The sequence below is a fragment of the Denitraticella aggregata genome (assembly GCF_048158365.1).
In the GTDB taxonomy this organism is placed as follows: domain Bacteria; phylum Pseudomonadota; class Gammaproteobacteria; order Burkholderiales; family Rhodocyclaceae; genus Azoarcus_F.
In genome coordinates, this window is the sequence record NZ_JBLLNL010000007.1 from 1 (window position 1) to 26,830 (window position 26,830).

Consider the following 26,830-nt stretch of genomic DNA (forward strand, 5'->3'; position numbering starts at 1 on the left):
CGTGGAATCGCGAAGTTCCGCTCGAACATCGTCCATGAAGGGACGCTACTGCCAGCGCTGTCCGATGCCGTCGGGTTTTGCGGCGCACAAGGAGCCCGCGTCATGAATACCGACCTCGTCCTCGTGCTGGTGCTGCTCGTCACCGCGATCATCCTGCTCACGGCGGTGCTGGGCATGTTCATCTCGAACACCGCCACTGCGATCCTGATGGCGCCGGTGGCGCTGGCGGTGGCCGCCCACCTTGGCGCGTCGCCCTATCCGTTCGCGATGATCGTGGCCCTGGCGGCATCGACTGCTGGAATGGAGCGCCGGTAGGCGGTCCGTGAGAACTGGCCCTTGGTGTGCCGGGCGCTCGCGTCAGGCGAAGGCGTCAGGGTCCTGCATCCAGACGGGAATGTCGGGCTGGCTGTGCAGTACGCGCCAGACATCGATGTGGTCCGGGCGTTCGACGTAGAGGACGAGGTGGGGGTAGGCCGACAGCGTCCAGGCGCGCAGGCCAGCCGCGCTCGATGCAATCGCTGACGATCCTGATCCTTACGGATAAGGTCGCGAACGTACTCGCTGCTGGTGCTATAGCCCCGTTCGCCCACCTGCTCATCCACGAATGATTTCAGGCTGTCGGGCAAAGAAATATTCATCGTACTCATCGAGGCAGACTGGTCGGCTTGGCAAAATTTGGCAAGGCCGCGCGTCGGTCCTCGTCCTGCCGGTCACACGGTAAGACCGCTTCCCCGCAGCGCCGGTGACTGCAACGGGACGGAGGAGACGCCCGTAGACGGTTCGCCACGCCGATGTCGAGTGCGAACGTCGCAATCCGGCCATCACCTGCCGGTGGCGGTTACATCTAAAATTCTCGTACCTGATGGAAGCTTCTCGGCGATGAAGTCGAAGAGACGTCAGTCGCATACCGACACAGAACGGCCAGTCAAATTTCCAATGTCGCGTTGTCGCTTTGGCAGATCAACTTACGGCGGGACTTGCACCCGCAGGAGTGCTCCCATGCTGGGCGCACACGAAAAACGGCACCCGAAGGTGCCGCCATTGCGATTTGATGATATCAGACCGATTTACGACGGCGCGCTGCTGCTAGGCCAGCAAAGCCAAGGCCAATGAGAGCAATGGAGCCGGGTTCTGGCACATTCAAACTGCTCTGGGCTAATACCAAATTATCAACCGACGGCCACAGGAAGCCGCTGTCGGGTTGCACTGACCGGATAGCTAGTTCGGTGATTGAACCGTCCGACAACACGCCACGGAAACTGGTCAACTCCGCCGCAGAAATGGTCAGGGTCAACGATGCACCTAGGGAATCGGCGAACGTTAGCTCAATGTCCCCAACGGCAAAGAGGCCGGAAAAGTTGTTGCCAAAGAAATTGCCGCCGATAGCATTGATCGACGGCGAGAAGCCATTAATGGTAATGGTGTTGGTAGCCTCGTTAGTCGTCAGAAAAGGGTTTTCCGACGAGCCACCTTTAACAAAACCAATAGAACTACCAAAAAAACTAGTATTAGGGGTACTAGCCGTGTAGTTGTAAATCTCTCCCGACTGCGTATTTCGATTTATCGGTGATCTTAGAAAGTTCGGCAATCCGCTGTACAGGTCAGTGCCTTGCAGGGTCGTACTGGCGTTGAATGCGCTCAGGCTCGTGAAGGTATTGATGAACGCGGCGTGCGAAGCACTAGCACAGAGAAACAGTGCGGCAACCGCCAAGGGTTTGAAAGAGGATTTGTAGGTAAACATCGATTTCCCTTTTTTAGAGTGATGGCGAACAAAAGCAGGGTTGAATTGAACCGAACGACGGCACTGTCTTGCGTCTAAAGCACGTTTCGCACCAAAATGGTTAAATATTTAATAAGCCATTGATAAAAATGATTAATTTTCTGGTCGCTAACTAGTAATCGTGCATATCAATGTCGAAACACCTGGTTCAGTGTAAAAAAATCCGACACTTAAATGCCCGAGAATTGATACTGAAATTCAACTGTGGCAAATCACGACGCTGACGGATCGGTGTGAAACGCTATGCCCACCTCACAATCTACGGTCTGAATTACTAGGGCGGCTTTCGCAGACTACCAACCACCGAGATGAAAATCTCCCGCACGGACTGAAAGCCGTTAATGGCGGAGTGGGTGCGGTGGCGAACGGCAGCTTCCTGGAAGCGATACTCACGGGAGACCCTTCTCGCTGATCGGCAGCTTTGCGGTGATTTCTATGACTGCTGAGGGTCGTAAGCTGTCTTTGGCCTTTGCGAGTCACAGCCTGAAGTCGTAGTCGACGGTCAGCGGAGCGTGATCGCTGAAGCGCTCGGTCTTGTAGATGTCCGCGCGGGTCGCACTGGCGGCGATGGCCGGGGTCGCCAGCTGATAGTCCAGCCGCCAGCCGACGTTCTTCGCCCAGGCCTGGCCGCGGTTGGACCACCATGTGTAGCATTCGTCGGTGGCGTCCGGGTGCAGGCGGCGGTAGACGTCCACCCAGCCGAGCTCGGCTATGACCCGGCCGAGCCATGCGCGTTCTTCAGGCAGGAAGCCGGAGTTCTTCTGGTTGCTCTTCCAGTTCTTCAGGTCGATCTGCTGGTGCGCGATGTTCCAGTCGCCGCACAGGATCACCTCGCGGCCGCGCGCGGCGAGTTCGGCCAGATGGGCATAGAAGATGTCCATGAAGCGGAACTTGGCGTCCTGGCGGATCTCGCCGCTGGAGCCGGAGGGCAGATACACCGAGATGATGCTCAGATTGTCGACGATGACTTCGATGTAGCGGCCCTCCGCATCGAATTCGGCGTTGCCCAGCCCCTCGATGATCTGGTCGGGCTGGCGCCGCGTGTAGATGCCGACGCCGCTGTAGCCCTTCTTCTCGGCGTAGTGGAAGTAGCCGAAGTGGTCGGGCGGGTTCAGCATGTCGGCGCTCATGTCTGGGGCCTGAGCCTTGAGCTCCTGGAGGCACACGAAGTCGGCGTGCTGGGCCGGCAACCATTCGAAAAACCCCTTTCTGGCGGCCGAGCGGATGCCGTTGAGGTTGGCGGTGATGACGCGTAACATTCGCAGACTTGTTCCTTCCGTTCGTCGAATATGGATTCTAGCCGTGATTTCATCGAGCTCGCCCGCAACAAGGGCGTGCTGCGTTTCGGTTCCTTCATCACCAAGGCGGGGCGGGATTCACCTTATTTCTTCAACGCGGGGTTGTTCGACGACGGTGCGTCCTTTCGCGCGTTGTGTGGTTTCTATGCGGAAACGATGCGGCGCTCCGGGCTCGACTACGACATGCTGTTCGGGCCGGCCTACAAGGGCATCCCGCTGGTCGCCGGCGTCGCGATCCGCCTGGCCGAGACCGGCGAGAACCGCCCGTTCTGTTTCAACCGCAAGGAAGTGAAGGACCATGGCGAGGGCGGCACGCTCATCGGCGCGCCGCTGGCCGGCAGGGTGCTGATCCTCGACGACGTGATCTCGGCCGGGACCTCGGTGAGGGAGTCGGTCGACATCATCCGCGCGGCCGGTGCCGAGCCGGCCGGAGTCGTCATCGCGCTCGACCGCATGGAGCGGGGCAAGGGTACGCTGTCGGCCGTGCAGGAGGTGCGCGAGACCTTCGGCATCCCGGTGATTGCGGTGGCCACGCTGATCGACCTGATCGACTATCTTTCGGACAGCCCGGAGCTGGCCGCCAACCTCCATACCGTGAAGGCCTATCGTGATACCTACGGCATTGCTGCGCACTAGTCTCATCCTGACCGCGTTTGCGGCCACCTTGCTGAGTTCCGCGGCGATCGCGCAGGGGCAGGTGCAACGATCGATCTACTGTTGCGACGACGATCGCGGACGGCCGGTGTGCGGCGACGTGTTGCCGGCAGCCTGCTACGGCAAGGCCTATCGTGAGATTTCTCCGCAGGGGGTGTTGCGTCGCCATGTCGCCGCCCCGCCCACCGCCGAGGAGATCGCGCGTCGCGATGCGGAGGAGCGTCGCCGCCGCGAGGAGGAGGCCCGCCTGGAGGTCCAGCGCCGGCTCGACCGGGCCTTGCTCGAGACTTACCTGAGTCTGGACGACATCGACTCGCGCGAGGCGCGCGAGCTCGCGGAGATCGAGCGCGGGATCGCACCGCTGCGCGAACGCGAGACCGAACTGATCGAGCAGCGCGCGCGCTACGAGCGGGAGGCAGAGTTCTACCAGGGGCGCGATCTGCCGCGCGAGATCGAGTCGGGGCTGCGCATCATCGAGACCGAGCGCAATGCCAATGTGAAGATGATCGAGGCACGCGAGGCCGAAATGGACGCGGTGCGCGTGCGCTATGCGGCCGACCGGCGCCGCTACGCGGAATTGATCGCGTCGGGCGAGGGCCACCGCCAGTAGCCTTGCGGATTGCGACGGCTGCCGGGCGATGTGCCGGACGGGAAATCGCTACGCCGCATCGTGACCCCGTGACCCACCCGTGTCGATCCGCACACGAACGCCTGGTGCAGGAGGCCACATGAATCCGAACGACGCGCGCACCGTCCATGCGGCCTGTCCGCACGACTGCCCGGACACCTGCGCGATGCAGGTCACGGTCGAGGACGGCCGGGCGGTGAAGCTCCGCGGCGTGTCCGATCACCCCTTCACGCATGGCGCGTTGTGCACCAAGGTCGCCCACTACCTCGAGCGGGTGTATTCGGACCAGCGGCTGCTGCACCCGATGAAGCGGGTCGGTCGCAAGGGCGAGGGTCGCTTCGAGCGGATCTCGTGGGACGAGGCGCTGGACACGATCGCGGCGCGCTTCGGCGGAATCGCGGCCAGGGACCCGCGCGCGATCCTGCCCTACAGCTATGGCGGCACGCTGGGGCTGGTGCAGGGCGCCAGCATGGACATGCGTTTCTTTCATCGCCTGGGCGCGTCGCTGCTGGATCGGACGATCTGTGCGACGGCCGGCACTGCGGGCTGGAAGGCGACCATAGGCAAGTCGATCGGCATGGATCCGGAGGCGATCGTCGATTCGCGCCTGATCCTGATCTGGGGCGGGAATCCGGTCGTGTCCAATCTGCACGGGTGGCGCTTCATGCAGGAGGCGAAGCGGCGCGGCGCGCGCCTCGTCTGCATCGATCCGCGACGCACCGAGACCGCCGACAAATGCGACCTGCACCTCGCGCCGTGGCCGGGTACCGATACCGCGCTGGCGCTGGCGATGATGCATGTGCTCATCGACGAGGACCTGCTCGACCACGACTACATCGGCCGATACACGCTGGGCTTCGACGCGCTGGCCGAGCGGGTCCGCAGCTGTTCGCCGGATTGGGCGGCGCCATTGACCGGATTGTCGGCCGACGTCATCCGTACGCTCGCGCGCGACTACGGGCGCGAGAAGCGCTCGGCGATCCGGCTCAACTATGGCCTGAATCGCTGCCGCGGGGGCGGCATGGCGGTGCGCAACATCGCGTGCCTGCCGGCCCTGACCGGGGCGTGGCGGCACCCGGCCGGCGGCGCACTGCTGTCGACATCGGGCAACTTCCCGCTCGATCAGCGCGCACTGGAGCGGCCCGACCTGTATCCGGACCCACGGCGTTTTCCGCCGCGCACGATCAACATGGCACAGATCGGCGAAGCGCTGCTCGGCGCCGACGACCCGAGGCTGGAGGCGATCTACGTCTACAACAGCAACCCGGTCGCGATCGCGCCCGACAGCCGGCGGGTGCGTGCGGGGTTTGCGCGCGAGGATCTGTTCTGCGTCGTGCATGAGCTGTTCCAGACCGACACCGCCGACTACGCCGACATCGTGCTGCCCGCCACCAGTCAGCTCGAACACCGCGACGTGCACAAGGCCTACGGTCACTTCTACGCGATCGACAACCAGCCCGCGATCGCGCCGCTGGGCGAGGCGAAGCCGAACAGCGAGGTGTTCCGCCTGCTCGCAGCCCGCATGGGTTTCGACGACGCGCCCCTGCAGGATTCGGACGACGCGATCGTTGCGGCCGTGTTCAATCGCCGCGACGACAGGACGCTCGGACTCAAGCCGGAACTGCTGGCGTCGCAGGGCTGGGCCAGGCTCAACCTGCCGCGACCGTTCGCGCCGTTCGCGAAGGGTGGTTTTTACACGCCGTCCGGCAAGTGCGAGTTCTTCAGCGCCGCGCTGCAGGCGCAAGGACTGGATCCGCTGCCGGCCTGGGTGCCGCCGCTGGAGTCCCCGGTCAGCAATCCCGGCCAGGCGAATCCTTATCCGTTGGCCTTTCTGTCGCCCCCGGCGCGCAACTTCCTGAACACCAGCTTCGCGAACATGCCGCGCTTCCTCGAGCAGGAGGGCGGTCCCAGGCTGGAGATCCATCCGGATGACGCGGCTGGACGTGGCATCGCCGATGGCGACCGGGTGCGCATCTTCAACGACCGGGGGGCATTCCATGCGCGGGCGGTCATCACCGACAGGGTGCGTGCCGGTCTGGCGGTGAGCCCGTCGATCTGGTGGCAGAAACTGTCGGGCGACGGCGAGAACGCCAATGCGGTGACCTCGTCGGCGTTGACCGACATGGGCGGTGGACCGGTGCTGTACGACTGCCTGGTCGAGGTCGAGAAGGCTGCCGCATGAACCCGGTTCTCGATGAGGTCGCGCGGCTGATGGGGGCGGCCGAGCGGATACTGTTCATCACCGGGGCCGGCATCTCTGCCGATTCCGGCCTGCCCACCTATCGTGGCATCGGCGGGCTGTATCACGAGCGCCTGACCGACGACGGCCTGACCATCGAGGAGGCGCTGTCCGGGGCGATGATGGTCGCGCGGCCGGATGTCGCGTGGAAGTACATCGCCGAGATCGAGGCCAACTGTCGTGGCGCCCAGCCGAATGCGGCGCACCTCGCAATCGCGGCGCTGGAGCAGATGCGTCCCGGCGTGTGCGTGCTGACCCAGAACGTCGATGGCCTGCATGCCGAGGCCGGCTCACGCAACCTGATCGAGATCCACGGCACGGTGCACCGCCTGCGCTGCACCGAATGTCCGCATTCACGGCGGGTGCCGGATTTTTCCGGCATGCGGATTCCGCCCGAGTGCCCGATCTGCGGCGGCGTGCTGCGGCCCGATGTGGTGCTGTTCGGCGAGATGCTGCCCGAGCGCGAGATCCAGCGGCTCGAGGCGGTACTGTCCGGCGGCGTCGATCTGGTCGTGACGATCGGCACGACCAGCGTCTTCCCTTACATCGCCGGCCCGGTGTGGTGGGCGCGCGAGGCCGGCGTGCCGACGGTCGAGATCAACCCGGGTGACACCGAGGTCAGCCACCTGGTCCGACATCGGCTCCGCGCCGGCGCGGCCGAAACGATGGCCGCGCTGTGGGAGCGGCTCCAGCCCGATATGCCGCTCGGACTGTAGGCAACTGTCGCGCGTGGCACAGCGTGATGCCGTCGGCCGGCAATGCCGCCGGTCAAGGCGGCGTCAGACCGCCAGCCGGCCGGCTCGGTAGTCGGCGACCGCCTGGTAGATCTCCTGCTCGGTGTTCATCACGAAGGGGCCGTACTGCGCGATCGGCTCGCCGAGCGGACGGCCGGCGATCAGCAGCGCGCGGGTGTCAGGGCCGGCCTCCATCAGCACGCCGTCGCTGCCCGCGTCGTTGGCGAGGATGGCCATACGCTTCGCGGGCACGACGGTATCGGCCACCTTGAGTTCGCCTCGATAGACATAAACGAAAGCGTTGTGCCCGGCAGGCAGCGTCTGACTGAAACCCGCGCCCGCCGGCAGGTGCAGATCGACGTAGATCGGCGCGGTGGCCTCGCGCGTGACCGCAGCGCTCACGCCATGGCTTTCGCCCGCGATCACGGTCACATCGACGCCTGCCTCGGTGGTGAAGCGCGGCAGTTCGGCACTGGCGAAGTCGCGGTACCAGGGCGCGCACAGTTTGTCCCTGGCCGGCAGGTTCAGCCATAGCTGGAAACCCTCCATGACCCCTTCCTGCTGCTGCGGAATCTCGGAGTGGATCACCCCCCTTCCGGCGGTCATCCACTGCACGCCGCCGCTCTCCAGCAGACCCTCGTGGCCGGCGCTGTCACGATGCAGCATGCGCCCCGCGATCATGTAGGTGACGGTCTCGAAGCCGCGGTGCGGGTGATCCGGAAAGCCGGCGATGTAGTCGTCGGGCTCGTCGCTGCCGAAGGCGTCGAGCATCAGGAAGGGGTCGAGCCGACGCTGCAGCGCCTGGGTGAGGACACGGGTGAGCTTGACGCCGGCACCGTCCGACGTGGCCTGGCCAGCGACCAGACGCTCGACGGTGCGCGGATGGGTGACGGTTTCGGCTTGGCGGACGGACATGGCAGCGCTCCTGGCTCGGGGTGGCGGTGGGGTTGGGGGCAGTGTGCCGGGCAGCGTGGCGCCCGGCGTCGTTCTTCTCTAAGGCGCCGTGCGCCGGATCAGGCCAGCGCCGCGGCGATGTCGGCCTCGGCTTCGGCAAAACCCTGCTTCATCGCGTCGTCGCCCATGTTAAGGCCTTCCGCGTAGACGAAGCGGATGTCGGTCATGCCGGGAAAACCGAGCACGGTCTCGTCGATCAGCAGGGCGGGGTCGCGCGCCAGATTGCACAGCTCGAGCTTCGCGTGCGGGTTGGTGGCCTTCAGCCGGGCGACGACGTCGTTGGCGACGCGGGTGGAATTGGCGCCTTCGCTGCGGCTGCTGGCACGAACGGGCAAGGCGATCGGCTGGACGCTGATGCGCGGCGGGGCCCGCTGGCAGGGTACGCCGCCGGGCAGCATCACCGCGAACTCACCCGAGTTGCTGATCCGGCTGGCCCGCGGCGGCGCCGGCATCACCGCCGTGCCGGACTACTTTGCCGCGCCCTACGTGCGTCGCGGAGAACTGCGCCGCGTGATGGCGGACTGGTCCCTGCCCGCGAATGCCGCGTGGGCCGTCTTCCCCGGCCGCTGGCTGATGCCCGCCAAGACGCGTGCCTTTCTCGACATGCTGCAGACCGCACTCGCAGACTGCAGCGGTGACCCCGGATTTCGCTGAAGTCGCGCTGTGACCGCGGGCCTTCGCGGGCCTACAGCAGCACCCGCTCGATGCCGCCCTCGTTGGCGCGGCTGACGTACTCCTGCATCCAGTTCCCGCCGAGCACGTGTTTCGCCATCTCGACCACGATGTAGTCGGCTTCGACCTTGCCATCGTCTGCATAGCGGCTCAGTCCCTGCAGGCAGCTCGGACACGAGGTGAGGATCTTGACCGGCGCGCCTGGCGCATCCTCGCGTAGCGCCGCAGCACCTTTCTCGATCTCCTCCTGCTTGCGAAAGCGAACCTGGGTCGAGATGTCGGCGCGGCTTGCCGCCAGCGTGCCGGATTCGCCGCAGCAGCGGTCGTTCAGGTCGACCCGGGTTCCCATCAGCGTGTTGGCCACTTCGATGCCCTGGTACTGCTTCATCGGCGTGTGGCAGGGCTCGTGGTACATGTAGCGGGTGCCGGAAACGCCGTCGAGCTTCATGCCCTTTTCCAGCAGGTATTCATGGATGTCGAGCAGGCGGCAACCCGGAAAGATCTTGTCGAACTGATACTTCAGCAGCTGATCCATGCAGGTCCCGCAGGACACGATGACGGTCTTGATGTCGAGATAGTTCAGCGTGTTCGCGACCCGGTGGAACAGCACCCGGTTGTCGGTGATGATCTGCTGACCCTTGTCCTCGAAGCCGGCCGACGTCTGCGGATACCCGCAGCACAGATAGCCTGGCGGCAGCACGGTGGTCGTGCCGACGTGATACAGCATCGCCTGGGTTGCGAGCCCGACCTGGCTGAACAGGCGCTCGGACCCGCAGCCGGGGAAGTAGAACACCGCGTCGGACTCGTTGCGCTTGACCTGCGGGTTGCGGATGACCGGGATGACCTTGTCGTCCTCGATGTCCAGCAACGCGCGGCTGGTGCGCTTGGGCAGGTTGCCCGGCATCGGCTTGTTGATGAAATGGATCACCTGCGCCTTGATTGATGCCTTGCCCAGCGTCGCCGGTGGTGCATTGACCTGATCCTGGATCAGCCCGAGCGACTTGCCGACCTTGTGGCCGAGTCGCTGCGCCTTGTAGCCCCATTCGATCATGCCCTTGCGGATCAGCTTGATCGTGGCCGGATCCTTGGCGGTCAGGAAGGCCATGGCGGCGGCAGTGCCGGGATTGAAGGACTTCTTGCCCTGCTTGCGCAGCAGGTTGCGCATCTTGATCGACACGTCGCCGAAATCGATATCGACCGGGCAGGGTTTCTCGCACTTGTGACATACGGTGCAGTGATCGGCCACGTCCTCGAACTCGGCCCAGTGCGCCAGCGACACGCCGCGCCGGGTCTGTTCCTCGTACAGCATCGCTTCGATCAGCAGCGATGTGCTGAGGATCTTGTTGCGCGGGCTGTACAGCAGATTGGCGCGCGGCACGTGCGTGGAGCAGACCGGCTTGCACTTGCCGCAGCGCAGGCAGTCCTTGATGTCGTGCGCGATGTCGCCGATCTCGGTCTGCTCCATGATCAGCGATTCGTGACCCATCAGGTTGAAGCTGGGCGTGTAGGCGTTGTCCAGATTGCCGGGCGACACGCGCATGCCGCCGCTGCGACGCAGCAGCTTGCCGCGGTTGAAGCGACCCTCCGGGTCGACTTTCTGCTTGTAGGCCCAGAAACCCGCCATCTCGTCGTCGGTCAGGTAGTCGAGCTTGGTGATGCCGATGCCGTGCTCGCCCGAGATCACGCCGTCCAGCGAACGGGCCAGCGCCATGATCCGGTCCACGGCACGGTTCGCGGTCTGCAGCATCTCGTAGTTGTCGGAGTTGACCGGGATGTTGGTGTGCACGTTGCCGTCGCCGGCGTGCATGTGCAGCGCGACGAACACCCGCCCGCGCAACACATCCTTGTGGATCTGACGGATGCGCTCGAGTACCGGGCCGAACACGACGCCGTCGAAGATCTTCTCCAGACGCGGACGCAGCTCGGTCTTCCACGAGATCCTGACCGAATAGTCCTGCAGTCGGTGGAACAGTCGGGGATCGGCCGCGCGATTGGACAGCTCGCCGGCCTGCACGCCGAATTCATCGAACTGCGCCTCGGCTTCGTCGAGCGGCGCGTCCAGATGGTCGAGCAGCCACTGCCAGCGCAACCGTACCGCGGCGATGTAGTCGAGCGCGGACTGGCGCCGGTCGCCGATCAGCACGTCCTTGGCGATGCCGGCGTCACCCATGTCGAGCGGCAACTCGCCCTGCAGGAACTCGGTCAGTGCGTCGCACAGTGCGAGCTTGTTGGAGGTGGACAGTTCGATGTTGATGCGTTCGATGCCGTCGCAGTATTCGCCCATGCGCGGCAGCGGGATCACGACGTCCTCGTTGATCTTGAACGCGTTGGTATGGCGCGAGATCGCCGCGGTGCGCGAACGGTCCAGCCAGAAGCGCTTGCGCTGCTCCGGGCTGACCGCGATGAAACCTTCCGAGCCGCGCACGTTGGTCATGCGCACGACCTCGGATGCAGCGGTCATCACCGCGTTTTCGTCATGACCGACGATGTCGCCGATCAGCACCATCTTGGGCCGGCCGTGCCGCTTGGCCTTGGTGGTGTAGCCCACCGCGTTCACATAGCGTTCGTCCAAATGCTCCAGGCCGGCCAGCTGGACCCCCGCCGCGTGGCCGGCGCCGCCCGGCTTGAAGTAGTCGGTGATCTCGACGATGGCCGGCACGGCCTCCCGCACCTGGCCGAAGAACTCGAGACAGACCGTGCGCGTGACCGGCGGCATCTTGTGCAGCACCCAGCGCGCGGCGACGATCAGCCCGTCGGTGCCTTCCTTCTGCACGCCGGGCAGACCGCCGAGAAACTTGTCGGTGACGTCCTTGCCCAGCCCGATCTTGCGGCAGGCCGCACCGGGCATGGTCAGGGTCTCCTCGCCGAGCAGGGTCTTGCCGCTCGAGTCGAAGCGCTTCAGGCAGAACGCGACCGTCTCCTGCTCGTGGATCTTGCCCAGGTTGTGGTTGAGTCGCTCGACTTCCAGCCAGTTGCCATCCGGCGTGACCATCTTCCACCACGCCAGATTGTCGAGCGCGGTACCCCACAGCACTGCCTTCTTGCCGCCCGCGTTCATCGCGATGTTGCCACCGACACATGACGCGTCGGCCGAGGTCGGATCGACCGCGAACACCCGACCGGCCGCAGCGGCCGCTTCGGATACGCGCGCGGTCACGACCCCGGCGCCGGTGCGGATGGTTGCCACAGGCTCGGTCACACCGGGCAGGGAAACTTCCTCGACCTTGCCGATCTGGATCAGCTTTTCGGTATTGATCACCACCGATCGGGCGTCCAGCGGGATGGCTCCTCCGGTATAGCCAGTACCACCGCCCCGCGGGATGATGGTCAGTCCGAGCTCGATGCAGTCGCGCACCAGCGGCCCCATCTCCTCCTCGGTGTCGGGGTAGAGCACCACGAACGGATATTCGACCCGCCAGTCGGTCGCGTCGGTGACATGCGACACGCGGGCATGGCCGTCGAAGCAGATGTTGTCCTTGCGGGTGTGGCGCGCCAGTGTTTTAAGCACCTGCTTGCGCAAAGCCGCGGTGTCATCGAAGAAGCATTCGAACTCGCGCACCGTGGCCTCGGCCGCCTTGATCAGACGCGATACCTTGCCTGCGCGCTCGGGGTCCTCGCTGGCGCTCTCGGCCCGTCGCAGTTCGACCTCGGCCAGGCGGTGCCGCAAGGCCTCGACCAGCGCCTTGCGCCGGCCCCGGTTGTCCAGCAGGTCGTCCTGCAGATAGGGGTTGCGCTGGACCACCCAGATGTCGCCCAGCACTTCGTAGAGCATGCGCGCCGACCGTCCGGTGACCCGCTCGTCGCGAAGCGACTGCAGCGTATGCCATGCGTCGTCGCCGAGCAGGCGGATCACGATCTCCCTGTCCGAGAACGACGTGTAGTTGTAGGGAATTTCTCGCAGGCGCTGGGTCATGGGCGGGTCCGGTACTAAGGCGACGGGAAAGCGGTCGATTGTAACTTATTGCAGTGCGGAATCACCGGCCGCAATATCCATTACAGTCGTAGGGTATTGATTTGTAGAGTTATTTTACTGCAGTCTGACCGCCAGAGGGACGGAAGATTCTCACGCATCGTGCATTTCGGGCGCTGACCGTGCCTGTCGGGTCGCGGTAGTCCGCGCGATCCCGGTCCGCCAGCCGACGATTCTCGTGCAGGCGTGTCTAGACGATGTCGAAGAAAACCAGGTCGCGCTCGACGTCGTTGGCCGAGAAGCCGCAACCGATTCGCCCTGGTCCGACCAGCGCCACCTCGCTACCCTTGATGCAGCGCTCGACCGCATCGTCCTCGAGCAGGCAGGTGCCGTTGGTGCTTTGGTCGATCAGCATGAAGCCGCCACGCCGACGCTCGACGCGCGCGTGCTGGCGTGACGCGCGCGGATCCATGATCACGATATCGTTTCCGAGCTCACGCCCGAACAGCACGATCGGACGCAACTCGTCGACGAAGATGATCTCGTTCTGGTGCCGGATTCTCAGCCGTTGCAGCAGGCGTGTGGCCGGGGGCAGCGAAATGACCGATTCCGGCTGACGGGCGACCGAGAAGATCGGCCACTCCAGGTCGGAGATCCTGGCCTTGTCGGTATTGGTGGGCCGGGCGAAGTGGCGGGTGGTCGCCGATAGCTGCAGCACCGCCGCGCCGGTGGCCAGGGCCTCGCCGCTGCGCGAAACCCGGGCCAGGCGACGGGCGATGTCCAGGCCTTCGCCTGCATCCTCCTGCCCGGTTCCGACCGTGCCGTAGTGAATGCCGACACTGATCGCAAAACGCTTGCCGCGCAGCGGCGGCAGGCTCTGCGTGCGTTCGAGCATCTCGCATGCTGCGAGAATTGCCGGGTCGCAGCGCTCGAAGGTCGCGGAGATGCCGAACCGGTCGCGCAGCAAAACGCTGCCGGCATTGGCCTCGATCGCCAGTTCCACCCGTCGAAGGCAGCGGTCGATCGCATGGCGGATCTCAAGAGCGCCCGACGTCGTCGCATTGGTGGTCGGGCCACCCACGATTTCGACTATTAGGACACAGAGATTCTTGCGTTCGCCCATGCTCTGTTCGGGTGGGTGGCTGCGAAAGGTGGTCGGATCACGCATCACGTGCTGTCGTGCAAACGTCATCCATGATGGCCAAGCGCGCCATTCGATGCAAGCCCAAGCGCATCATGGCCCGGGGCGCTCATCCCGGATGTGGATCACGCGGGCAAAGTCGTCGGTCCGGGGCGCAGGCGCCTGCCACTGCGGCGGATCGAACGCGATATCGCCCTCGGGCACGACCGTATCCCGGGTCAGGCCCTTGAAATCGAACAGGTCATTGTCCGCCAGGTGGGATGGAACCACGTTCGCCATCGCGGTGAAGATCGACTCGATCCGTCCGGGGTGTTCCCGGGACCAGGCCTGCAGCATGTGCTTGATCTGCTTGCGCTGAGCGTTCTCCTGGGAGCCGCACAGGTTGCACGGGATGATCGGAAAGTCCATGGTCCGCGCGAAACGCGCGATGTCGCTTTCGACGCAATAGGCGAGCGGGCGGATCACGACATGCGCCCCATCGTCGCTGACCAGCTTAGGCGGCATCGCCTTGATCCGGCCGCCGAAGAACATGTTCAGGAACAGCGTCTCGATGATGTCGTCGCGGTGATGACCGAGCGCGATCTTGTTTGCGCCGAGCTCGCGGGCGGTCCGATAGATGATGCCGCGACGCAGACGCGAGCACAGCGAGCAGGTCGTCTTGCCTTCCGGAATCTTGTCCCTGACGATCGAGTAGGTGTCCTCGGTGACGATGCGGTATTCGACGCCGATCGACTCGAACCAGGCCGGCAGCACATCAGCCGGGAAGCCCGGTTGCTGCTGGTCGAGATTCATCGCGATGACGCGGAAATCGACCGGTGCGCGCTCGCGCAGGGCCAGCAGGCCGGACAGCATCGTGTACGAATCCTTGCCGCCTGACACGCACACCATGATCGTATCGCCGTCCTCGATCATGTTGAAGTCGGCGATCGCCTCGCCCATGCTGCGCTCGATCTTCTTCTTCAGGCGCAGAAAGGTGTTGGAGAAGCGGCTGGTCGTATCGCCGGTGAAGTCGGGGGCTGGGTTCACTGCAGGGTCCTGGCTGAATGGCGCGCAAATTATACGCGTTCATGCGGATCCCCGGATCCGCATGGGGTGCCGGACCGCGCCAGCCGTCAAAGGTGAGCGCTTCGTCCGCCATCCACGGCCAGAATCTGTCCGCTGACATAGGGCGCGTCGAACATCAGGAAGCGCACTGCACCGGCGATGTCGTCCGGATCGCCGACGCGTTTGAGCAGCGTGTGCTCGATGATCGCGGCGCGCTCCGCCTCCGGAAACTGCCCGTCCTCGGGCCAGTCGATCGGACCCGGCGAGACGCCATTCACCCTGACTTCGGGGCCCAGCTCCAGTGCCAGCGCGCGCGTCAGTCCGAGCAGACCTGCCTTTGCGGCGCAGTACAGCGGATAGTGCCGCAACGGGCGTTCGGCGTGGATGTCGACGATGTTGACGATCGCCCCCCGCGCTGCGCGCAACGCTCCGGCCGCGGCCTGGCTCAGGAACAACGGACCCTTCAGGTTGGAACCGATCAGGTCGTCCCACGCCCGCCGGTCGATTTGCCCGAGCGGGGTCGGGAAGAAGGATGACGCATTGTTCACCAGGCCGGTCAGGCGGCCGTGGCGCGCCAGTACCGCTTCAATCAGCCGTTCAGGCGCATCGTCCTGGCCGAGGTCGGCCTGCATCAGCGACGCGGACCCCGGGCGAACCCGGTTCAGCTCCGCGGCCAATGCCTGCGCATCCGCGTCCGAACTGCGGTAATGCAGTGCGACGTCGGCACCGGTCCGGTGCAGCGCGCGTGCGATGGCCGCCCCGACACGCCGTGCCGCGCCGGTCACCAGCACCACTTCCGCATCGTCCTCGTGTTTCATTGCTCACACCTCGTTCGCGCTCGACCCATGCGCGTGTTTGCTAGAATACGCGTCCATCATCCCGACGGACTCCGCATGTCACTGCCCAAACCTTCGCCGGATGCGCTGGCGCAAAGCGAACGTCTGCGATGCCTGATCGTAGACGAGATTGCGGAAGCCGGCGGATGGATTCCGTTCTCGCGCTACATGGAGCGCGCCCTCTACACCCCCGGACTCGGTTATTACAGCGGCGGCGCACGAAAGTTCGGCCCCGGCGGTGATTTCATCACCGCGCCGGAGCTGACGCCGTTGTTCGGCCAGGCGCTGGCCGTGCAGGTGGAGGAGGTGATGCGCCTGTCCGCGCCCTGGTTGATCGAGATCGGCGCGGGGACCGGTCTGCTGGCGGCGGATCTGCTGCTCGAACTCGAGCGCCGCGCCGCACTGCCGGAACGTTACGCGATTCTGGAGCTGTCGGGGGAACTGCGCGCGCGTCAGCAGGCGACGCTGAACGGCAAGGTGCCGCATCTGGCGCAGCGGGTGCACTGGCTGGACTGCCTGCCGTCCCGTTTCGAGGGGGCGATCGTCGCCAACGAAGTGCTCGACGTGATGCCGCTGCATGTCGCGGTGTCTCGCCCCGAGGGGTTGTTCGAGCGCGGCGTGGCGGTCGACGATCACGGCCAGCTGCGCTGGGCGGATACGCCGGCCACCGGCGCGGTCAGGCACGCCGCCGAAGCACTCGACCTGCCCCGGCCTGAGGTTGGCGAATACGTGACCGAGCTCAATCTGGCCGCACGTGCGTGGGTGTCGGACTGGTCGGAACGGCTAGAGCGGGGCGCGCTGCTGCTGGTCGACTACGGTTATCCGCGCGCCGAGTACTATCTGCCGTCACGCTCGAGCGGCACCTTGCTGTGCTACTACCGCCATCATGCGCATGCCGATCCGTTTCTGTGGCCGGGTCTGAACGACATCACGGCTTTCGTCGACTTCACGTCGATCGCCGAGGCGGCCTACGACGCCGGCCTGGATGTGCTGGGCTATGCGAGTCAGGCGAACTTCCTGTTCAACTGCGGCATCCTCGAAGCACTGGACCGGCGCAGGCCGGAGGACGGCGCGGACTACATCCGTGCGGCGAGGGCGGTGCAACGCCTCACGACGCCGCAGGAGATGGGCGAGCTGTTCAAGGTGCTGGCCGTGGGCAGAGGCATGCCGGATCGGTTGATCGGTTTTCGCCGCGGCAACCGGCTGCACACGCTGTAGGCCGCCGCGCGACGCCGTGCGCGGACGGCTCAGTCGAGCTGGCTCTTCAGCCATTCCGCGATGCGCGCGGCGACCTTGTCCCAGGACTGCTCCAGCATCACGCCATGACCCATGTCGGTGAAGATCTCGGCCTCCAGGTCGTATGCCCGGGCGGTCATATGCACCTGCGACGGTGGAATCAGGTGATCGTGTTCGGCACCGAGCACCAGCATCGGCGGGCGATGCATGCGCCCCGGGTGAGGCAGGTTGAACAGCGTCATGTCCCAGATCGCCCGATGCGATTCCGGCTGACACCGGTGGTAGTAGCGCATCATGATCTCGGCGTCGATCGGCTGATGGAACAGCGCCTCGCGCAGGCTCTCGGGATGGGGCTGTCCACCGCCCAGAACCCGGTTGAGATCGGTCAGCAGGTTGGGCTTGCTCATCATCAGGCCGAGCGCGGAACCCATCAATCCCTGCGGCGGAACCGAGCACAGTAGCACCGCGGCGGGCGCGTCCTGCTGCTCCAGGTACTTCTGCACCACCATGCCGCCCATCGAATGTCCGATCAGGGCAGGCGCCCCCGGCAGCCTGGCGACCACCTCGGCGACGTCCGCGACATAATCGGCGATCGAGAAGCCGTCCAGATAGCCCCGTTTGCGGCTGCCGCCATGGCCGGACAGCGAGACCGCGTAACAGTTGAAGCCCTGATCTGCAAAGTAGGGCAGAAAGTGCTCTTCCCAGCACCAGGCGGCCGTGTAGGCGCCGTGCACGAACAGCAGCGGCGTCGGGGAGACAGGCTCACCTTTGGGTGAGCGGGAGATGACCTCGAGGTCACCGAACCGGTTTGAATTCATTTGGGTACCTTCATGCCGCGTTGAACCGCGGGACGGGCCTTGATCGCCTCGAACCAGCGATTGACCTCGGGAAAGCGTTTCAGATCGATGCCCTGCCAGTCATGCCGGGAAATCCATGGAAAGGTGGCGATGTCCGCCATCGAGTAGGTCTGCCCTGCCAGCCAGTCGCGACCGCCAAGGCGGGTGTTGAGCGCGCCGTAGATGCGCAGCGCCTCCTTCGAGTATCGGTCGATCGCGTACGGAATCAGTTCCGGGGCGAAGCGCAGGAAATGATGGACCTGTCCGAGCATCGGGCCGACGCTGCCCATCTGGAACATCAGCCATTGCATTGCTTCGAGCCGGTCGCGCAGGTCGGACGGCAGCAGTTGGCCGGTCTTACCGGCGAGATACAGCAGGATCGCGCCCGATTCGAAGACCGTGATCGGCTGACCCCCGGGGCCGGCGTCATCGACGATGACCGGGATCTTGTTGGTCGGGTTCAGTGCCAGGAACTCGGGTGAATGCTGCTCCCCGCGCGTGATGTCGATCGGTCGGACTTCGTAGGGCAAGCCGAGCTCTTCCAGGGCGATCGACACCTTGTAACCGTTCGGCGTGCTCCAGGTGTATAGCGTGATCATCTGATGGATGCTCTCTGTGGGTTTGCGCCCGGATCCTGGCTTTCGGGATCTGCGTGGTTTGCGGCGTCAGGGGTTCCCGGGGTCTAATGTTTCCTTGCCTGGCGGAGAGGATAATGCTGAAGTGGGTCGTCGTGGTCGTATTGTTGGTGCTGGTCACCGGCCTGTTTCGTCAGGATTTGTCGCGTGGACTGCGCCTGGGGCGCTTGCCGGGCGATGTCCGGTTCACGATTCGTGGCCGCTCCTATCACTTTCCATTCACCAGTACCGTACTCCTGTCGCTGGTCGCATGGGGAATTTTGCGCGCTTTCTGATCGCTTTCAAGCCGAGTGCGTCACGGTCTCAGTGGGATTCGGGTCCCAGCGCACAACTGACCGCCGCCACCCGGGCCGCATGGATTCTCGCAGGAATCTCGCTGCGCTCGCCGCAGGCTATCGCGATCGCCCCGGCGTCCACTGACCGGGCCGCCTGCAGCGCGCCGCGCCAGTGCGCATTCTCCGGGCAGTCCCGCGCAGATGTGCCCGGACGCCCGAGGCGATCGCTGGCGGCCGCCTGTAGCAGCAGTTCGAACCGTTCCGGCCGCCTGAGCGCATCGCAGCGCTCGAGCAGCGACACCATCGTGGCCGGTCGCAATTCGTGGGCACGATGCAGGATCCCATGCTCGCGAGCAAACAGGATCGCGAGATCACGGCATTCGTTGGGCGCCTTCAGCCGCCGCGAGATCGCTTCGGCATGCGCGGCGCTCGTCGTTTTGTGACCTTGATGGTGCGGCAGCCCGTCCACAGGGGGGTCGGCCTTGCCCGGGTCGTGCAGCAGACAGGCCCAGCGGACAGCGAGGACCCGTCCGGCGACAGCGGCATGATCGACCACCGCGAGCACGTGTTCGCCCGCGTCGTCCTCGGGGTGATGCTGGCGAGGCTGAGGGATGCCGAACAGCGCGTCGAGTTCCGGCAGAAGGATCGCAAGCGCGCCGCAGTCACGCAGCATGCGGAACATGCGCGACGGCCGAATCTCCATCAGGCCGCGCGCCAGTTCCTGCCACACGCGCTCCGCCACCAGGTGGTCCACCTCGCCGTGGGCGACCATGTCGCGCATCAGAGCGAGCGTCTCCGGCGCGACGTCGAAGTCGGCGAAGCGGGCAGCGAAGCGGGCGACGCGCAGGATGCGGACCGGATCCTCGCCGAAGGCCGCGCTGACATGGCGGAACAGCCGCGCGTCCAGATCCGCACGACCGCCGTACGGGTCGATCAGCCGGCCGGCTTCGTCGCGCGCCATCGCATTGATGGTCAGATCGCGCCGGAGCAGGTCCTCTTCCAGGCTGACGTCCGGCGACGTATGGAAGGTGAAGCCGGTGTAGCCCCGGCCGGTCTTGCGTTCGGTGCGCGCGAGCGCGTACTCCTCGCCGGTTTTCGGGTGCAGGAAGACCGGGAAGTCCTTGCCGACCGGCCTGAATCCCTCGGCCAGCATCTGCTCCGGGGTCGCGCCGACCACGACCCAGTCGCGATCCTGTACCGGCAAGCCGAGCAGTTCGTCGCGAACCGCACCGCCGACCACGAAAGCCTTCATCAACCGTCCGTGCGATGTGCCCGGGTACGGCTGGGATAATAGGCAGCCCGTGCGGTCACGTTCGACAGATAGGTGGGCGCGACCGTCTCCAGCGCGGTGGCATCGAAGCCGAACGGCAGCGGTGCCCCCTGCGTGACGTTGTCGACCCGCATCGAGCGCACGTTGTCGCGGCTCATCAGCGGCGTTGGCATCAGTTCCATCAGGCGCGCCTGCAGCATCGCGATGTTTTCGGGCAAGGGCACGATCAGACGCTTCTTGCCGAGCACGTGCGCCACATAGGCGACCAGCTCGCGCAGCGTGTAGGCGGTCGGACCGGCGAGCTCATGGGTCTGGCCGGCGGTTTCGGGGTGTGTCAGGCAGTGCAGGACCACGCGGGCGACGTCGTTCACATATACCGGCTGGAAGCGGGTGCCCGCACCGGCCAGCGGCAGTACCGGAAAGAGCCGGACGAGGGAGGCGAACAGGTTGATGAAACTGTCGTCCCGCCCGAAGATCACCGAGGGCCGGAGGATCGTCCAGGCGGGCGGGTTGGCGCCGCTGCGGATCGCCTCCTCGCCGGCCGCCTTGGACCGCTGGTATTCGGACGGTCCGTTCGCGTCGGCGCCGAGCGCGCTGATGTGGATCAGTCGCGGCACGCCGGTTGCACGGCAGGCCGCGACGATGCGGGCCGGCAGTTCGACATGGGCCCGCGCAAAATCCGGACCATAAGGCGTACCCGGCCGCGAATGAAGCACACCGACCAGGTTGACGACCGCATCGGCGCCGGCGATCAGGCCTTCCAGGCTTGCATCGTCATGGATGTCCGCCTCGACGATCTCGGCGGTGGGGAGCAGCAGCAGGTGGTTCGCATGCTGCACCCTGCGGGTCGGCACGATCACGCTGACACCGGATTCGGAAAGTCTGTTGGCGATCACGCTGCCGACGAAACCGGAGCCTCCGGTCAAAACCACACGTTCGAGTTTCATGTCTTGTTCACCTTGATTGCTGGGTCATTGAATGGTCGGGTCGGATCGGCCGGGCGCCGGGGCGATGACGCCCAGCCGGGCCTTCAGCGACTGCGGACGGTTCTCGAAGATCGCGGCGTAGGCGACCGCATTGGCCAGCACCTTCTTGACGTAATCGCGGGTCTCGTCGAACGGAATCGTCTCGATGTAGATCGTCGCGTCCAGCGGTTTGTCGTCCCGCCAGCGGCGCGCTCGGCCCGGGCCTGCATTGTAGCCCGCCGACGCGAGCACCGGATGGTTGTCCAGGTCGCCCAGGATCAGCCGCATGTAGCTGGTCCCGAGCAGAACATTGGTATGCGGGTCGTTCAGCATGCGCCGGCTGTATCCGCGCATGCCGATACGGCCGGCTACCCATTTGCCGGTGGCCGGCATGACCTGCATCAGGCCCTGGGCACCGGCGCTCGAGCGTGCCGGCACGATGAAACGGCTCTCCTGGCGCATCAGCCCGTATACCCAGGCGAGATCCAGCCCCTGCCGCCTGACCTGCGGTTCGACCACGTCGCGATACGGGGCGATGAAGCGCAGCCCAAAGCTGCCGTTCGGATCTGCCAGCTCGGCAGTGTTGATGGCTCTATCGTAGAGGTCGTGTTCGAGCGCGAGCTGCGCCGCGGCAAGCAGGAAGGCCTGATCGCGATCGCGCACTGCACGAAACCATTCACGCGCGCCTTCCGTGCTCAGGCCCAGACGGTAGAAGGTCAGCGCAACCCTGATGCCCGGATCGGTGGCCACCCGCCCCCGGACCTCGCTGCCGATCGCACGGTCCGGGGGCGGTGGCGGGAAGGCCTGTCCGAGTTCCTCTGCGGCGAGCAGGCCGTAGAAATGAGTTTCCTGCGAGATCGATCGATACAGCGCTTCGGCGTCCTCGCCGCGCCCCTGTTCCGCCGACGCACGCGCGAGCCAATAAACCCATTCAGGCTGCAGGCGTTCGCCTTCCGGCAGGGCCTCGATCGCAGCCTGTGCATGACGCCAGTTCGCGCTTCGGATCGCGGCGCGAACGCGCCAGGCGCGCTGCACGGGCGTCATCTGGGCATCGCCGGCCGCGCGATACCATTCGTCGGACTGAGGCAGGCGCGACAATGCGCCATGATGACCAAGCAACGTGAACACGTAGGCGCGCTCGTCATGATCCAGCCGGTCGTTGATGCGCGTGAAGCGCACATATGCGGCCGCGGCGTCCTCGCGCGCGAGCCGGGTCAGCGCGATGATGGCCAGTTCCCGCCCGGCGCGGGTGACCGCGAAGTTCGGCGGCATGCGGTCGAGAAACTGCGCGGGCGACCCGATCGCCTGCTCCATCGCGCGATGATCGGGGCGCGGGTCCTGGCGCAGCCAGCTGGCGGTGACGTGCGCGCGGTCCGGACTGCGGCTGTCGACCTGGCGGCGGATCCGCCACCACACCGCGTCTTCCGACACATGGCCGTTGGCTGCCGCCGACTGCAGCATCGATGTGCAGGCCTCGTGCGCGTCGAGCAATTGCTGCCACTGCAGCGCGATGTCGTCGAAGACCTGGCGGTCGCCGGCGTGGAAACGGGCCTGAAAGCTCATGCAGCGCAGTTCGCCGTCCGGATTCTCATGCTCGGCGAAGACCATGTCGAAGCGAGGCCAGTCGCCGTCACGGGCGAGCCTGCGCAGCCATGCGGCCTGCAGCCGGTCGGCAGGGACGCTGCCGCGATGGGCCGACGCGTACGCCGCGAGTTCGGTGGTCGGGGGCGGATCGGGGCGTGCGAGCTTGTTGAGCAGCAACCAGTACGCAACGTAGTGGTCGAGCACGTGCCCGGGCTCGGGCGCCGCCGCCAGTCGCTCCAGCGTGATACGGTCACCGGTGCGCAAGGCCTCGCGCGCGGCTAGAATCCGGTCGTCACCCTGCTGTGCGGGGGCCGCAGCGCTCAGGCCGATGAAAACGATCGCGACGACGCCGCGCATTAGCTTGCTCATGTTTGCCGAAAACCTCTGTAATGGCGGTTTGGCAGTGATCGCAGATCTGACGAAACGATGACTCGACCGCCCACCCGGAATGCTACCTCAAGCCCGCGGAATATGTTGCGGCGCACGGCCATCGGCCGTCGTGAGGCCCTGACCGAGACGGCGCGCGCCGCGCTGACATCCAGGTTGTGCGCCCATCTGAGGCCACTGCTGGAGCGGCTCGCGCCGCAGACGCTCGGCTTTTGCTGGCCGTACCGGGCCGAACCCGACCTGCGCAGATTCATGGCCCATTGGCTCGCCGCCGGGCCCGGCCGGGCCGCCGCGCTACCCGTCGTTCTGGACAGGGAAGCGCCGATGGTGTTCCGCCTGTGGACACCCGACATGGCGCTGCAGCCGGACCGTCACGGCATTCCGCACCCGCCTGCGGGCGAACCGGTGGTGCCGGACGCGCTGCTGGTCCCACTCAATGCCTTCGATGCGGCTGGTTACCGCATTGGCTACGGTGGTGGCTATTTCGATCGCACATTGGTGGCGATGGCGAGTGTCGCGATCGGCGTGGGCTTCGAGTTGGGGCGGGTCGACAGCGTCGCGCCCGAGGCACACGATCGGCGGATGGACTGGATCGTGACCGAAGCCGGGGCGTTCGACTGCGCCGGAGCGTCGTCAGGCCACGATCAGGCGAGGAACATCCGATAGGCCGGATTCATGGTTTCGTCGGCGTACTGGTAGCCGAGACGATCGAGAAAATTCTGGAACGCGATCTTGTCGTCCGGCGGCACCTGCATGCCGACCAGCACCCGCCCGAAATCGGAGCCATGGTTGCGATAGTGGAACAGGCTGATGTTCCAGTCCGAGCGCAGGTTGGACAGAAAATTCATCAGCGCGCCGGGCCGCTCCGGAAAGACGAAGCGATACAGCAGTTCATGCTCCACCTGCGGCGCCCGTCCGCCGACCATGTAGCGGATATGGGTCTTGGCCATCTCGTCGTCGGTAAGGTCGAGGGCCGGCAGTTCATGGCGTTCCAGCATCTCGACCAGGCGCCCGACTTCGCTGCGGTTGTGAACGGTGACGCCGACGAAGATGTGTGCCTTGCTGGAGTCCGCGTAGCGGTAGTTGAACTCGGTGATGTTTCGGCTGCCGAGCGCACTGCAGAACTTCCTGAACGAACCGGGCCTCTCCGGGATCGTCACCGCGAGCACCGCCTCGCGCTGCTCGCCCAGTTCGGCGCGTTCGGCGACGAAGCGCAACCGGTCGAAGTTCATGTTCGCGCCGGACGCGATCGTAACCAGATTCTTGTCGCGCAGCTTGTGTCGCTTGAGGTATTCCTTGGCGCCTGCGACCGCGAGTGCTCCCGCGGGCTCGAGAATCGAGCGGGTGTCCTCGAACACGTCCTTGATTGCGGCACAGATCGCGTCGTTGTCGACGACGATCATTTCGTCCACATATTGCTGGCACAACCGGAAGGTTTCCACGCCCACCTCCTTGACCGCCGCGCCGTCGGCGAACAGGCCGACCTGGTCGAGCGCGACGCGCTCGCCGGCCGCGAGCGAGCGGGTCATCGCGTCGGCGTCGACCGCTTCCACGCCGATGATGCGGGTGTCCGGACGCAGTCGCTTCACGTAGGCGGCGATGCCGGAAATCAGGCCGCCGCCGCCGACACAGCAGAAGATCGCGTGAATGGGTCTGGAGTGGGCGCGCAGGATCTCCATGCCGATCGTGCCCTGGCCGGCGATCACGTCCGGATCGTCGAAAGGATGCACGAAGGTCAGTTTCTCCTCCCGTTCGAGCGCCAGCGCGTGGGCATAGGCGTCCGAATACGAATCCCCGGCCAGCACCACCTCGCCACCACGCGCACGCACCGCGTCCACCTTGATCTGGGGTGTCGATACCGGCATCACGATCACGGCCCGCACGCCCAGCTTCTGGGCGGACATGGCCACGCCCTGGGCATGGTTGCCGGCCGACGCGCAGATCACGCCCCGTTTGAGGGCCTGCGGTGACAGGTGCGCCATCTTGTTGTAGGCACCGCGGATCTTGAAGCTGAACACCGGCTGCATGTCTTCGCGCTTGAGCAGGATCCGGTTGTGCGTGCGGGCCGACAGGTTGGTTGCGAGTTCCAGCGGCGTCTCCTCGGCGATGTCATAGACATGAGCGTTGAGGATGCGCTCCAGATAATCCGGTGTTGCGGAAGTCATGATCGGGGTAGGTCCGGGCCAGCAATGGACAGCGAGCGTAGCAGTCGGGGTGCGGATGACGCAAGGAAATGGGTGACGTAGCCAGACGCTGCCTACTGCTGGTCGGGCTCCTGGTCGATCGCCCGCTGCTGCCGGTCGATGAACTCCTGGGTCGAATCCACGCCGCGCAACTGCAGGATCGTCGAGCGCACGGCCGCCTCGAGAAGCACCGCGAGGTTCCGCCCGGCCGCGACCGGCAGGATCGTGCGCGGCACCGATACCCCCAGGATGTCCTGGGTCTCGAGATGGATGGGCAGACGCGTCGGGTCGTCCTGGCCGGGCAGTCGACGCTGCAGATAGACGATCAGGCGAAGCCGCATCTTGCGTCGGCAGGCGGTCTCACCGAAGATCGTGCGGATGTTGAGCACGCCGAGGCCGCGGACCTCGATGAAGTCCTGAAGCAGTTCCGGACAGCGGCCTTCGAGCACGGTCGGCGCGATGCGGGAGAATTCGACGACGTCGTCGGCCACCAGCCCATGGCCGCGGGAAATCAGCTCCAGCGCCAGTTCCGACTTGCCCGCGCCCGAATCCCCGGTGATGAACACGCCCAGGCCGAGCACATCCATGAACACGCCGTGAAGCGAGATCTTTTCGGCCAGCTGGCGCGACAGGTACAGGCGCAACTGGTCGATGACGCTGGCCGACGCGAGCGGCGAGGTCAGTAGCGCGACATTGGTCGCTTCGCAGATCGACTGCACCATGCCGGGCACTTCGCAGTTGTCGGCCATGATGATCGCGGGCGGGCGAACCGAAAAGATCTCCTGGAGGTGGTGCGCGATCTTCTCGCGCGACTGGCGACGTGCCCAGGCCAGTTCGGCCGCGCCGACGATTTGCAGGCGTGCCGGATGCATCAGGTTCAGGTGGCCGACCAGGTCGGCGGGCCAGATGCGTTCCTCGGTGACCGAGATCGTGCGGTCGAGCTCGCCGCACAAATGCGTCAGTTGAAGCGGGCCGCGCTGCGCCTCAAACAGCTGCGCGACGTTCGTCTGTCGCATGCGGGCCCCAGGAAACGAACAGGGAGTGAATGGTCTCGGCGTCCGGTGCGTTGGCAAGTCGTTCGCGGAAGTCGCTGTCGCTGAACATCTGCGCCAGTTCCGAGAGCAGTTGCAGGTGCTGTTCGTTGGCCTGTTCAGGGACCAGCAGCACGAACAGCATGCTGACCGGGCGCCCGTCCGGTGCGTCGAACTGGACCGGCGTGCTGAGGCGGATGAAGGCACCGGCGGCGTTCTGAAGGCCCTTGATGCGGCCATGCGGGATCGCGATGCCCTGGCCGAGTCCGGTCGAACCGAGCCGCTCACGCGAGAACAGCGAATCGAACACGTCGCCGCGCGCGATGCCCTGGTTGTTCTCGAACATAAGTCCGGCCTGCTCGAAAACGCGCTTCTTGCTGCTGGCTTCGAGGTCGATGACGACGTTGGCGACGGGCAGGAGGTCTGCTATCAGGCTCATCTTTGAGGGATGTCCTTACGGTCCCGGCGACGCCGGAGTCGTTACGGTGAAAGATGATGGAAGGGTGCGTTTGGCACGAAACGTGCGCGATTATAAACA

General features: G+C 65.2%; 24 protein-coding genes and 1 pseudogene. 9 read left to right on the forward strand and 16 right to left on the reverse strand.

The genetic code is table 11. The annotated features are described in order from the left end of the window. Positions 1-102: 102 nt before the first annotated feature. The gene (locus ACKVEX_RS09865) at positions 103-315 is read left to right on the forward strand and encodes an SLC13 family permease (protein ID WP_473215555.1); all 213 of its coding nucleotides are present in this window, start codon (positions 103-105) and stop codon (positions 313-315) included. Positions 316-1,057: 742 nt separating this feature from the next. On the opposite strand, the gene ACKVEX_RS09870 is transcribed toward ACKVEX_RS09865, so the two are convergent. Further along, entirely contained in the window at positions 1,058-1,741 is a 684-nt protein-coding gene (locus ACKVEX_RS09870) for a PEP-CTERM sorting domain-containing protein (protein ID WP_473215556.1), read from the reverse strand. A 515-nt stretch (positions 1,742-2,256) separates the two neighbouring features. Then, on the reverse strand, positions 2,257-3,039 hold the full coding sequence (locus tag ACKVEX_RS09875) for an exodeoxyribonuclease III (RefSeq protein WP_473215557.1): 783 nt from the start codon (positions 3,037-3,039) through the stop codon (positions 2,257-2,259). A gap of 30 nt (positions 3,040-3,069) precedes the next feature. On the opposite strand from ACKVEX_RS09875, the gene pyrE reads away from it, so the two are divergent. The 4 genes from pyrE to ACKVEX_RS09895 all read left to right on the forward strand — a co-directional run bounded on the left by pyrE (position 3,070) and on the right by ACKVEX_RS09895 (position 7,315). Beyond that, a complete protein-coding gene (gene pyrE, locus ACKVEX_RS09880) occupies positions 3,070-3,714 on the forward strand; it encodes an orotate phosphoribosyltransferase (RefSeq protein ID WP_473215558.1) in 645 nt (214 codons plus the stop codon). Further along, a complete protein-coding gene (locus tag ACKVEX_RS09885) occupies positions 3,701-4,342 on the forward strand; it encodes a hypothetical protein (protein ID WP_473215559.1) in 642 nt (213 codons plus the stop codon). Before pyrE ends, ACKVEX_RS09885 begins: the two co-directional genes overlap by 14 nt. A gap of 118 nt (positions 4,343-4,460) precedes the next feature. After that, entirely contained in the window at positions 4,461-6,542 is a 2,082-nt protein-coding gene (locus tag ACKVEX_RS09890; protein WP_473215560.1) for a molybdopterin-containing oxidoreductase family protein, read from the forward strand. After that, positions 6,539-7,315 carry an NAD-dependent deacylase gene (locus tag ACKVEX_RS09895; protein WP_473215561.1) on the forward strand — a complete coding sequence of 259 codons (777 nt, stop codon included), beginning with the start codon at positions 6,539-6,541 and terminating at the stop codon, positions 7,313-7,315. Before ACKVEX_RS09890 ends, ACKVEX_RS09895 begins: the two co-directional genes overlap by 4 nt. A gap of 63 nt (positions 7,316-7,378) precedes the next feature. Here ACKVEX_RS09895 and ACKVEX_RS09900 read toward each other — a convergent pair whose 3' ends face one another. Together ACKVEX_RS09900 and ACKVEX_RS09905 are read right to left on the reverse strand one after the other, a co-directional pair. Beyond that, positions 7,379-8,248, reverse strand: coding sequence for a pirin family protein (locus ACKVEX_RS09900; RefSeq protein WP_473215562.1), 870 nt, complete (start codon positions 8,246-8,248; stop codon positions 7,379-7,381). A 98-nt stretch (positions 8,249-8,346) separates the two neighbouring features. Next, positions 8,347-8,622 (reverse strand): hypothetical protein, encoded by a 276-nt coding sequence (locus ACKVEX_RS09905; RefSeq protein WP_473215563.1) that lies wholly within the window; start codon positions 8,620-8,622, stop codon positions 8,347-8,349. Here ACKVEX_RS09905 and ACKVEX_RS09910 point away from each other — a divergent pair. Beyond that, a pseudogene (locus tag ACKVEX_RS09910) lies at positions 8,594-8,941 on the forward strand (LysR substrate-binding domain-containing protein); the annotation flags it as partial. The gene ACKVEX_RS09905 and the pseudogene ACKVEX_RS09910 overlap by 29 nt on opposite strands. Before the next feature lie 31 nt (positions 8,942-8,972). Here ACKVEX_RS09910 and ACKVEX_RS09915 read toward each other — a convergent pair. The 4 genes from ACKVEX_RS09915 to ACKVEX_RS09930 form a co-directional block, all read right to left on the reverse strand. Next, positions 8,973-12,872 (reverse strand): DUF3683 domain-containing protein, encoded by a 3,900-nt coding sequence (locus tag ACKVEX_RS09915; protein WP_473215564.1) that lies wholly within the window; start codon positions 12,870-12,872, stop codon positions 8,973-8,975. 247 nt (positions 12,873-13,119) lie between these two features. Further along, positions 13,120-14,037, reverse strand: a complete 918-nt coding sequence (locus ACKVEX_RS09920; RefSeq protein ID WP_473215565.1) for an FHA domain-containing protein — start codon at positions 14,035-14,037, stop codon at positions 13,120-13,122. A gap of 66 nt (positions 14,038-14,103) precedes the next feature. Continuing rightward, positions 14,104-15,036, reverse strand: coding sequence for a tRNA 2-thiocytidine(32) synthetase TtcA (ttcA, locus tag ACKVEX_RS09925; protein ID WP_473215566.1), 933 nt, complete (start codon positions 15,034-15,036; stop codon positions 14,104-14,106). An 86-nt stretch (positions 15,037-15,122) separates the two neighbouring features. Next, on the reverse strand, positions 15,123-15,872 hold the full coding sequence (locus tag ACKVEX_RS09930) for a pteridine reductase (RefSeq protein ID WP_473215567.1): 750 nt from the start codon (positions 15,870-15,872) through the stop codon (positions 15,123-15,125). A gap of 75 nt (positions 15,873-15,947) precedes the next feature. Here ACKVEX_RS09930 and ACKVEX_RS09935 point away from each other — a divergent pair, with 75 nt between their 5' ends. Continuing rightward, positions 15,948-17,108, forward strand: a complete 1,161-nt coding sequence (locus ACKVEX_RS09935; protein WP_473215568.1) for a class I SAM-dependent methyltransferase — start codon at positions 15,948-15,950, stop codon at positions 17,106-17,108. Between the two features lie 29 nt (positions 17,109-17,137). On the opposite strand, the gene ACKVEX_RS09940 is transcribed toward ACKVEX_RS09935, so the two are convergent. Beyond that, positions 17,138-17,944, reverse strand: coding sequence for an alpha/beta hydrolase (locus tag ACKVEX_RS09940; protein WP_473215569.1), 807 nt, complete (start codon positions 17,942-17,944; stop codon positions 17,138-17,140). Continuing rightward, positions 17,941-18,561: a glutathione S-transferase family protein gene (locus tag ACKVEX_RS09945; RefSeq protein ID WP_473215570.1), complete on the reverse strand. Its 621-nt coding sequence runs from the start codon at positions 18,559-18,561 to the stop codon at positions 17,941-17,943. Before ACKVEX_RS09945 ends, ACKVEX_RS09940 begins: the two co-directional genes overlap by 4 nt. Positions 18,562-18,674: 113 nt before the next feature. Between ACKVEX_RS09945 and ACKVEX_RS09950 the strand changes: the two genes are divergently transcribed. Then, positions 18,675-18,872 (forward strand): DUF2905 domain-containing protein, encoded by a 198-nt coding sequence (locus ACKVEX_RS09950; protein ID WP_473215571.1) that lies wholly within the window; start codon positions 18,675-18,677, stop codon positions 18,870-18,872. A gap of 28 nt (positions 18,873-18,900) precedes the next feature. On the opposite strand, the gene ACKVEX_RS09955 is transcribed toward ACKVEX_RS09950, so the two are convergent. The 3 genes from ACKVEX_RS09955 to ACKVEX_RS09965 are packed head-to-tail and all read right to left on the reverse strand — an operon-like array spanning position 18,901 to position 23,060. After that, entirely contained in the window at positions 18,901-20,124 is a 1,224-nt protein-coding gene (locus ACKVEX_RS09955) for a multifunctional CCA addition/repair protein (RefSeq protein ID WP_473215572.1), read from the reverse strand. Next, positions 20,124-21,089, reverse strand: a complete 966-nt coding sequence (locus ACKVEX_RS09960; protein WP_473215573.1) for a complex I NDUFA9 subunit family protein — start codon at positions 21,087-21,089, stop codon at positions 20,124-20,126. Before ACKVEX_RS09960 ends, ACKVEX_RS09955 begins: the two co-directional genes overlap by 1 nt. 24 nt (positions 21,090-21,113) lie before the next feature. After that, positions 21,114-23,060 carry a lytic transglycosylase domain-containing protein gene (locus ACKVEX_RS09965; RefSeq protein WP_473215574.1) on the reverse strand — a complete coding sequence of 649 codons (1,947 nt, stop codon included), beginning with the start codon at positions 23,058-23,060 and terminating at the stop codon, positions 21,114-21,116. 102 nt (positions 23,061-23,162) lie between these two features. On the opposite strand from ACKVEX_RS09965, the gene ACKVEX_RS09970 reads away from it, so the two are divergent. Continuing rightward, positions 23,163-23,744 (forward strand): 5-formyltetrahydrofolate cyclo-ligase, encoded by a 582-nt coding sequence (locus ACKVEX_RS09970; RefSeq protein WP_473215575.1) that lies wholly within the window; start codon positions 23,163-23,165, stop codon positions 23,742-23,744. Here ACKVEX_RS09970 and ilvA read toward each other — a convergent pair. From ilvA to ptsN, 3 genes are all read right to left on the reverse strand, one after another. Then, a complete protein-coding gene (gene ilvA, locus ACKVEX_RS09975) occupies positions 23,723-25,243 on the reverse strand; it encodes a threonine ammonia-lyase, biosynthetic (protein WP_473215576.1) in 1,521 nt (506 codons plus the stop codon). The genes ACKVEX_RS09970 and ilvA overlap by 22 nt on opposite strands. 92 nt (positions 25,244-25,335) lie before the next feature. After that, a complete protein-coding gene (gene hprK, locus ACKVEX_RS09980) occupies positions 25,336-26,277 on the reverse strand; it encodes an HPr(Ser) kinase/phosphatase (RefSeq protein ID WP_473215577.1) in 942 nt (313 codons plus the stop codon). Continuing rightward, on the reverse strand, positions 26,246-26,731 hold the full coding sequence (gene ptsN, locus ACKVEX_RS09985; protein ID WP_473215578.1) for a PTS IIA-like nitrogen regulatory protein PtsN: 486 nt from the start codon (positions 26,729-26,731) through the stop codon (positions 26,246-26,248). Before ptsN ends, hprK begins: the two co-directional genes overlap by 32 nt. Positions 26,732-26,830: the final 99 nt, after the last annotated feature.